The sequence below is a fragment of the Streptomyces sp. SID11385 genome (assembly GCF_010548245.1).
Taxonomy (GTDB): domain Bacteria; phylum Actinomycetota; class Actinomycetes; order Streptomycetales; family Streptomycetaceae; genus Streptomyces.
This window is the reverse complement of record NZ_JAAGLR010000567.1, coordinates 1-6097: the sequence shown is the minus strand read 5'-3', so window position 1 is coordinate 6097 and position 6097 is coordinate 1. Positions and strand designations below refer to the sequence as shown.

5 protein-coding genes are annotated in these 6097 nt (G+C 73.0%); 2 read left to right on the top strand and 3 right to left on the bottom strand.

Going from position 1 to position 6097, the window contains the following annotated elements; genetic code table 11:
• Both G3I42_RS17310 and G3I42_RS17305 read right to left on the bottom strand, forming a co-directional pair.
• A partial coding sequence (locus G3I42_RS17310; protein WP_164286988.1) for a DUF1365 domain-containing protein occupies positions 1-725 on the bottom strand: 725 nt, incomplete at its 3' end.
• A complete protein-coding gene (locus tag G3I42_RS17305; RefSeq protein WP_164286987.1) occupies positions 722-2029 on the bottom strand; it encodes an FAD-dependent oxidoreductase in 1308 nt (435 codons plus the stop codon). The genes G3I42_RS17310 and G3I42_RS17305, both read right to left, overlap by 4 nt.
• Positions 2030-2206: 177 nt before the next feature.
• Here G3I42_RS17305 and G3I42_RS17300 point away from each other — a divergent pair, with 177 nt between their 5' ends.
• Together G3I42_RS17300 and G3I42_RS17295 are read left to right on the top strand one after the other, a co-directional pair.
• Positions 2207-3988 (top strand): molybdopterin-dependent oxidoreductase, encoded by a 1782-nt coding sequence (locus G3I42_RS17300; protein WP_164286985.1) that lies wholly within the window; start codon positions 2207-2209, stop codon positions 3986-3988.
• Positions 3989-4142: 154 nt separating this feature from the next.
• On the top strand, positions 4143-4817 hold the full coding sequence (locus G3I42_RS17295; protein WP_164286984.1) for a fasciclin domain-containing protein: 675 nt from the start codon (positions 4143-4145) through the stop codon (positions 4815-4817).
• Positions 4818-5300: 483 nt separating this feature from the next.
• On the opposite strand, the gene G3I42_RS17290 is transcribed toward G3I42_RS17295, so the two are convergent.
• Positions 5301-6035 carry a hypothetical protein gene (locus G3I42_RS17290; protein WP_164286982.1) on the bottom strand — a complete coding sequence of 245 codons (735 nt, stop codon included), beginning with the start codon at positions 6033-6035 and terminating at the stop codon, positions 5301-5303.
• Positions 6036-6097 lie beyond the last annotated feature (62 nt).

The window sequence follows — 6097 nt, the reverse complement described above, 5'->3', positions numbered from 1 at the left end:
AGCGGGTGGCGCGGTCGCCGTACGACGGGCAGACCGCGCAGATAGAGACGGATGCCGTGGGCGCGGATCGCGGCCGACACGACGAGGGTCGCGAGCGGGTGGCGCAGCGAGGCGCGCAGCACGGTCGCGGGACGGGCGGGCACGCGGTGCCCGCGCACGGTCGCGGTGAAGGGCCGGGCGCCCTCGCGCTCCAGGTGCACGGCGAGCGAGAGCCGCGCGCCGGGCTCGGGGAGCCGCATCCGGTAGGAGCCGTCGACGGGGAAGAAGGGCGAGACGTAGAACTCCTTCGGCACGCTGAACTCGCCGTCCGGGCCGCTCACTTCGCCGGGCTGGAGCAGGTACGCGTGCCGCTCCCCGTACGTGTTGTGCACCTCGGCGACGACGCACACGAGCGCGCCCCCTGGATCGTGGCACCACCACAGGCTCAGCGGGTTGAACACGTACCCCAGCACGCGGGCGTTCGCGAGGAGCCGCACGGGCCCGCCGCGCAGGTCGACACCGTGCGCGGCGAGGAAGCGGTCGAGCCCGGCACGCAGCGTGGGCGCGGTGCCGCCGAAGTGGTCGCGCGGATCGAAACGGGCCAGCGGGCGGAGTACGGACGGGAGTTGAGGCGGGTGGTCGGCATCCACGTACCAGAGGTAGGTGCGGTGCCGGACCCGCTGGCGCACGGGCTTGCTGCGGAGGTGGAAGACCTCGCAGGGGTAGAGCGCCGGGGCGGTGCTCACCAGCGGCCCCCCAGCGACTCGGCGGCGCGCACCCCGGCGAGCGCCCCGTCCTCGTGGAAGCCCCAGCCGAAGTAGGCGCCCGCGAAGGCGGTGCGGCCCTGGTTGAGCGCGGGCAGCAGCCGCTGCGCGGTCACCGACTCCGGCGTGTAGACGGGGTGTTCGTACACCATGCGGGCGAGCACCGCGCCCGGGTCCACGCGGTCCTCGCCGTTGAGCGTCACGACGTAGGCGTCCGGCGTGCTGAGCCCTTGCAGCCGGTTCATGTCGTACGAGATCCGCACGTGGTCGGCGGGCGCCGCGCAGCCGGGCAGCAGGTAGTTCCAGGAGGCGCGGGCGCGCGGGGCGCGGGGGAGGACGGAGGTGTCGGTGTGCAGGAGCGTCGGGTTGCGCGAGTAGCGGAAGGCGCCGAGCGCGGCGCTCTCGGCCTCGCTCGGGTCCGCGAGGAGGGCGAGGGCCTGGTCGGGGTGGGTCGCGACGACGACGGAACGGTACGTACGGGTCGTGCCGCCGCCGTCCGTGACGTCCACGCCGTCCGCGTGCCGCCGCACCGCGCGCACGGGCGTGCCGGTACGGACCCGGTGCAGGCGCTTGGCGAGCAGTTCCACGTACGTGCGCGAGCCGCCCGCCACCGTGCGCCAGGTCGGCGAGCCGCTGACCGAGAGCAGGCCGTGGTGGTCGAGGAAGCGGAAGAGGTAGCGGGCCGGGTAGCGCAGCGCCGTGTGCGCGTCGCAGGACCAGACGGCCGCGACGAGCGGCGTCATGAAGTGCGTGACGAAGTAGCGCGAGAAACGGTGCGCGGTGAGGAAGCGCGAGAGCGTCTCGGGCGCCGCCTCGTCGGGCTCGGGCCGCGCGAGCGTCGCGCGCGCGGCGCGGTGGAAGCGCGGCACCTCGCGCAGCAGCCGCCGGTACGGGGCGCTGAGCACGTTGCGCGGCGCTGCGAGGAGCCCGCCGGGCCCGCGCGCGCCCGCGTACTCCAGCCCGCAGCCCTCGCAGCGCACGGACATGCTCATCTCCGACGCGCGCGTCTCGACGCCGAGTTCGTCGAAGAGCCGCAGGAGCGTCGGGTACGTGCGCCGGTTGTGCACGATGAAACCGGAGTCGACGTGCACGGGCAGGCCCCGGCTGTCGAGCACCTCGTGCGTGTGCGCGTGCCCGCCCAGCCGCTCGTCCGCCTCGTAGAGGTCCACCGGGCGCGACCCGGTGAGGACGTGCGCGGCGGTGAGCCCCGCGACCCCCGCGCCGATGACGGCCGTGTGCGGGGCCTCGCCCGGCCGGGCCGGGCCGCCGTGGTCGTGGGTGCGCATCTCTGGTTCCTCCCGCCGTGCCTGTCCTGGCAACTGTCGTGGGGGATACGGAGCCGCGCGGGACGGGGATGGGTGTCAGGTGCGCACTTCTTCCTCTCTCCTCCCAGAATTCCCACGAACGGGTGAACCGGCAACTCGGCACCCATCCGCAGGGGCGGGTGGCTCCGGATGCCTCGCGTGACCAGGGAAACCGCACGGCGCCGAGCGCCCCGCCCCCTCGCCCGCCGGGCCGTGGGCGGGCTCGCCGGGCTGCTCGCGGGCTACGCGGCCCTCGCGGCCGGGCAGCTCGTGGCCGGTTTCGGGCGGGCGGAGGCGGGGCCTGTCGCCGTCGTCGGGAGCGCGGCCGTCGATCTCGTACCGACGCCGCTCAAGACGTGGGCGATCCGCGAGTTCGGCAGCGACGACAAGCGCGTCCTCGAACTCGGTATCCTCGCGGTCCTCGCCCTGCTCGCCCTCGCGCTCGGCGTGCTCGCCACGCGGTGGCGGCTGAGCGGCGCGGCCGGGGTCCTCGCGATCGGCGTCGTCGGCGCCGTCGCGGCCCTGAGCCGCCCCGACAGCGCGGGCGTCACGGACACGCTGCCCTCCCTGCTGGGGGCGGCAGCGGGCGCGGTCCTGCTGTACCTGCTGGTGGGACCGGTCTACGCCGGTGCGTACCTGCCGCCGTGGGTCTGGCCGGGATCGTTCGTGCGGTGGCGCATTCGGGGCGCCACCGCGCCCGCCGGCCCCCGGGGGACCGAGGGGAACCCTGGGGGCCGTTCGAGGGAGGACTTCGAGGACGGCACGGAGCCGGGCGAGGACCGTACGGAGCCGGGCGAGGACGGTACGGAGCCGGGCGAGGACGCAGCGGTGCCGGCCCCCGCCTCCGTGCCGTGGGACCGTCGCCACTTCGTCCTGCTCGCCGCCGCGACGGCCGTGGGGGCGACCGCAGCCGGGGCGGCCGGACGGGCGCTCGCCGGCGGGGACATCGCGAGCGCGGTCGCCTCGCGGGACGCGATCAGGCTCCCGCGCCCGGGCTCGCCCGCCCACCCCGTACCGGCCGGAGCACGGCTCCACGTCCCCGGCCTGTCCCCCTTCACGACCCCCAACAAGGACTTCTACCGCGTCGACACCGCCCTCGTGGTGCCGCACGTCGACGCGGGCTCGTGGCGGCTCCGCATCCACGGCGAGGGCGTGCGCGAGGACGTCGAGCTGAGCTTCGCCGCACTCCTCCGGCGCGAGACGGTCGAGCGGGACATCACGCTCACCTGCGTGTCGAACGAGGTCGGCGGCCCGTACGTGGGCAACGCGCGCTGGCTCGGCGTGCCGCTCGCGCCGCTGCTGCGCGAAGCGGGCGTCCGGCCGCCCTCGCGCGGCGGAAAGGCCGACCAGCTCGTGGCCCGCTCGGTCGACGGCATGACGCTGGGCACACCCGTCGAGGACGTCATGGACGGGCGCGACGCGCTCCTCGCCTTCGGCATGAACGGCGAACCGCTCCCGTTCACGCACGGCTTCCCGGTGCGGATGGTTGTGCCGGGGCTCTACGGGTACGTCTCGGCGTGCAAGTGGATCGAGAGCATCGAGCTGACGACCTTCGCCGCCTACGACCCCTACTGGGTCAAGCGGGACTGGGCTCGCAAAGGACCGATCAAGACCTCGGCCCGCATCGACACCCCGAAGCCGCTCGCGCGCCCGAAGGCGGGCACGGTGACGATCGCGGGCGTCGCGTGGGCCCAGCACCGTGGCATCGAGAAGGTCGAGGTACGCGTCGACGACGGACGCTGGCGCCCCGCCGACCTCGCCGCGCAGGACACCCGCGACACGTGGCGGCAGTGGTCGATCCCGTGGCGCGCGAGCCCGGGCACGCACACCCTGACCGTCCGCGCGACGGACGGCGCGGGCCACCGGCAGACGGCGAAGCGCGCCGGGACGGTGCCGGACGGGTCGAGCGGCTGGCACTCGGTGGTGGTCACCGTGGACTGACGGCCGCCACGTACGGCGGCGGCAGGCGATGCCGTCGTACGCGGGCGCGTGACGCGCACATGACATGTTTCTGGAGCTGTCGCTCCGGCACCCCGACCTGTCCTCATACGCATTCCGTACTGCCCAACCCCCCTCACCCACCTGGGAGAACACCATGAACACCGCACTCCGCCGTACCGCCCTCGCGCTCGCCGTCGCCGTCCTGCCGGTGGCGCTCACCGCCTGCTCGGGGGACAGCGACAACAGCGCGTCGGACAGCGCGTCGAAGGGGTCCTCGGCGTCCTCGTCGTCCAAGGGAGCCTCGGACGAGGCGAGTTCGCCGGCGGCCGGGCAGGACCAGTCCATGGACGAGGCGGGTCCCTTCGGGCCGGGCTGTGCGGGCGTGCCGAAGAGCGGCGCGGGCTCGTTCGACGGCATGGCGCAGGACCCGGTGGCGACGGCTGCCTCGAACAACCCGGCGCTGTCGACGCTCGTGACGGCGGTGAAGAAGGCGGGGCTCGTCGACACGCTCAACAACGCGAAGAACATCACGGTGTTCGCGCCGACGAACGACGCCTTCGCGAAGATCCCGAAGGCCGACCTCGACAAGGTCCTCGCGGACAAAGCGCAGTTGACGAAGATCCTGACGTACCACGTCGTCGGCAAGAAGCTCACGCCGAAGGACCTGGAGAAGGGCACCTTCGAGACGCTGGAGAAGAGCAAGCTGATGACCTCCGGCTCGGGCACCTCGTACAAGGTCAACGACAGCGCGAAGGTGGTGTGCGGGAACGTGAAGACCGCCAACGCGAACGTGTACATCATCGACTCGGTGCTGATGCCGAATATGTGAAAGTGCCTCTGCCGAGGGTGAGTTGTGGGGATCGGCTGGTGGGCGGTGAGCGGTGACGGGGCCCGGGAGCATGTCCAACTCCCGGGCCCCTCGCGTGCCACCGTGTGGTCCCCCCGGCCCTTGGGAGGCCGCCGGATCAGTCTCTCTCCGCGCGCTCTGCCTTTGAGCTACCGGGCCATGTGCCCTCTGTGGCAGAGGGGTTGGAGGCCCGGAGAGGAGTTGAACCCCCATCTCGCGGAAATGTCCGGTGCCGGTCGGGCGGGGTGGGGCGGCCGATGCTGAGCTTGGAGCGAGAGTCTGAGCTTGAGGGCGCACCACGTATCGGGTGTGCCCGTTCAGTTTCACGGTCTGAGCTTCAGCGTGGCGCGCACCGTGCGGTGCGCGCGCCCTCCGCGCTCGTCGGAGGGCGATTGTGGGGTGGTGGCGGTCCGTGCGGCCTTGGGGATGCCTTTGGCCGTGCCCGGCCGGGGCGGGCGCCGGGTGTCAGCCGTTGAGGAGGTAGCCGAGTACGGCGGCGCCCGCGTGGCGGTCCTCGATCTCGGCCGCGTTCGCCTCCTCGCGGGCGAACCGGACGGCTTGGAGCAGGCGTTCGGCACGGTCGAGCAGCTCGTTGACGCGACGGGCGGGGAGGGCGCCGGAGAACTTCACGGTGGTCCAGTAACCGACCGGGATGTCCTCGTAGTACACCTCGACCTGCGCCGGGTGGTGCTCGGTCGCCTCGGCCTTGACGTGGTTGCGCGGAACCTTGCGGGTCCGCACGGTCCGTACCGGATCGGTGCGCCACGTGTCGGTGGACGGGTCCTGCGACCACGTCTCGGCGGCGTCGAGCACGGGCAGCTTGCGCAAGAAGGCGTCGAGCGCGGTGAGTTGCTTCTCCAGGAAGAGCAGGTACGGGACCGGGACGGCGGCGAGCAGCGTCCGGCCGTCCACGACGACATCGGCGTGCGCGTCGAGATTCGCCCAGTCCTTCGTGGCGGTCACGTCGAAGAGCCTGGTCAGCGACGCGGAGGCGGCCTTGAGGAGGTCCTCGGCCTTGACCTGGACGCGGGTCGACTCGGGCGGCAACTGCTCGCCCTCCTCGTCCTTCGGCTGGTAGGTGCGGGAGAGCCCGGCCAGGAGGGCGGGCTTCTGGAGTTCCTGGTGCGCGCGGGCAAGCTCCTGGGCGGACTTGGCCTTCACGCCCTTCTCCACTGCGATGATCTGATTGAGCTTGGGCACGGGCTGAAGCTAGCAGTGGGGGGTGCGGTGGGGCATGTGAATTTGGGGTGGGGGTGCGGGGC